Source organism: uncultured Campylobacter sp. (assembly GCF_938045225.1).
In the GTDB taxonomy this organism is placed as follows: Bacteria; Campylobacterota; Campylobacteria; order Campylobacterales; family Campylobacteraceae; genus Campylobacter_A.
Genome location: NZ_CALINL010000204.1, coordinates 1 through 2,524, shown reverse-complemented (window position 1 = coordinate 2,524; position 2,524 = coordinate 1). Strand labels below are relative to the sequence as shown.

The following is a 2,524-nucleotide window of genomic DNA, read 5'->3' as shown; positions in this document are numbered from 1 at the left end:
GTACTAGGTATGGCTGGCGAACTAGACTCTGCGCGCCTAAAATACGAGATATCTCAAAAAACTGGACTAAAAAACAGCGCATTTAGCGCGCATATCATAGGCTCTCATAACGACGATATGGTGGCGCTACAAAGTAACGTGAGCGTGGATCTGGGCGGCGAATTTGACGCGGTAGCGCAGGAGGCAAAAACTGGCGGCGCAAAGATAGTTAAGCTACTTGGCACGTCGGCATACTACGCTCCGGGCGCGGCTGCGGCTAAAATGTGCGAGGCGATAAAAACCGGCAGCGAGCAGTGGCTAAGCTGCTGCGTGATAGAGGGCGAGTGCGCAGGCGGTAGGCTCGTGAAGCTAGGCAAGGGCGGCGTGCGCGAGATCAAGCAACCAAGCGCGGAGGAAAAAGCAGCGCTTGAAAAAGGCGAATCGCAAACGGCTGCAAATATCAAATTTCTAAAAGAAAGCGGGGTAATCGCGTAGCCGATGCTTGTAAATTATAAAATTAAAATTTACGCCCTGTTTTTAGCGGCTTTTATGTCGGGGTGCGCTACTGCTTCGTCGGGCGCCCCGACAAATACGATGCCGACAAAGCAAAGTCAAATTCAGACTTTAGCACCGAAAGAAAAAAATCAAATCAAAGTCGCGACTTTACTGGAAAAGAATGAAATCCAGAACTGGGGAGGTCGGGCTTTTCTAGGCAAAAGCGGCGACAGATTCAATGCAAAAGAGACGACCTTACTGAATCTCCTACAAGGATATATAGGCAAGAGGGACGGCGGCGACTGCTCGGGCTTCGTAACGCTTGTGAATAAAAAATTAAATCGAGACTTTTTCGACGAAAAGGAGCTCGATAAATTTTACACCAAGCACGGTCTAAAAAGCGAAGCTATGTTTAAGCTTTACGAGAGTAAAAATCTGATCGCCTTTGACGATCCAAAAGTCGGAGATTTGGTATTTTTCAATAACACAACCAGAAGCACGAAAAATAACAAAAAAGCAAAAATCGTCACTCATGTAGGCATAGTAAGTAGCGTAGAAAAAGACGGCACTGTAGGTTTTACGCATAACTCAAGAGGTAAAAATGCGGTTAATTTTATGAATCTAAAAAATAAAAATACGCGTAAAAAGGGCGAAAAAGAGTTAAATTCCTACATCGTATCTTGCAAAAATAACAATGCGTCGTGTCTTGCATCAAATAGATTTGCGGGATTTGGCAAAGCTGGCGTAAGGAGAAAATAAGGTTAACTTTAATGCTTTAAAATTTGCCGTCGCATCTGCATAAATTCGTATCAAATTTTACGGATAGACGGCGGTAAATTTGACTTTTAAAACTACCCATCGACTGCAAATTTAATTTTCCTTTCGACGAATTTGCCGTAATAGCCTTTAAATTTGAGCCAATAAGCGCAAAAACATCCGCACGGACGTTTCAAATTTGCTCGCTTTTAAGCAAAATAACTTCAAATTTTACTTTACCGCGCGCTTTAAATACCAAATTTAACTTAAATGCTATAAAATTATCGTTATGAGTTAAATTTGATAAGGAAAAATATGCTGATAAAAACTGACGCCCCCGTCTGGGTCGATATCTCGCGCTGCAAGGCGTGCGATATCTGCGTGAGCCGCTGTCCTGCGGGCGTGCTGGCGATGGCCGTCGAACCGCGCGCCGTGCTAGGTAAAACGATCGAAGTGGTACACCCGGAGGCCTGTATCGGGTGCAGAGATTGCGAACTGCACTGCCCCGATTTTGCGATTTACGTAGCGGAGAAGGGATTTAAATTCGCCAAACTAACCGCCGAAAGTAGAGAGCGCGCGACCGCCGTAAAAGAGAATAAATTTGAAAAATTAGAGGCGGAGCAATGAGCGAATTTTTAAATAACAACGGCGGCAAAAGAGAGGTCATCGCTAGCGGCAACGAACTAGTCGCGCTTGCGGCGGTGGAGTGCGGGTGCAACTTTTTCGGCGGTTATCCGATCACGCCAAGTAGCGAGATCGCGCACGAGCTAAGCGTGCTACTTCCAAAGCACGGCGGTAAATTTATCCAGATGGAGGACGAGATCGCGGGCATCTCGGTAGCGCTTGGAGCCTCGATGAGCGGGGCTAAGGCAATGACTGCAAGCTCGGGTCCCGGTATCTCGCTAAAGGCCGAGCAGATCGGGCTTGGCTTTATCGCGGAGGTGCCGCTGGTGATCGTAAACGTCATGCGCGGCGGGCCTAGCACGGGGCTGCCTACTCGCGTGGCGCAGGGCGATCTCCTGCAGGCGAAAAACCCGACCCACGGCGACGTAAACAGTATCGTTATCGCGCCTTCAAGCCTAGAGGAGTGCTATACACAGACCGTTCGCGCGTTTAATCTCGCCGAGCGGTTCATGACGCCCGTGTTTTTGCTACTGGACGAGACGATCGGACACATGTACGCAAAGGCCGCGCTACCGCAGATTAGCGAGCTAGAGATCTACTCGCGCAAGCAGTTTGGCGGCGATCCGGCGGACTACCGCCCGTACAGGGCCGCGGCGGACGAGCCTGCCGT

The 2,524-nt window shown here is 48.7% G+C and carries 2 protein-coding genes and 2 pseudogenes; all 4 read left to right on the top strand.

What is annotated here, in order from left to right; translation table 11 throughout:
• A pseudogene (locus Q0200_RS07625) lies at positions 1-474 on the top strand (malate dehydrogenase); the annotation flags it as partial.
• Between the two features lie 3 nt (positions 475-477).
• Positions 478-1,233: a CHAP domain-containing protein gene (locus Q0200_RS07620; protein WP_366118452.1), complete on the top strand. Its 756-nt coding sequence runs from the start codon at positions 478-480 to the stop codon at positions 1,231-1,233.
• 312 nt (positions 1,234-1,545) lie between these two features.
• Positions 1,546-1,857 (top strand): 4Fe-4S binding protein, encoded by a 312-nt coding sequence (locus Q0200_RS07615; RefSeq protein WP_297939906.1) that lies wholly within the window; start codon positions 1,546-1,548, stop codon positions 1,855-1,857.
• A pseudogene (locus tag Q0200_RS07610) lies at positions 1,854-2,524 on the top strand (2-oxoacid:acceptor oxidoreductase subunit alpha); the annotation flags it as partial. The gene Q0200_RS07615 and the pseudogene Q0200_RS07610, both read left to right, overlap by 4 nt.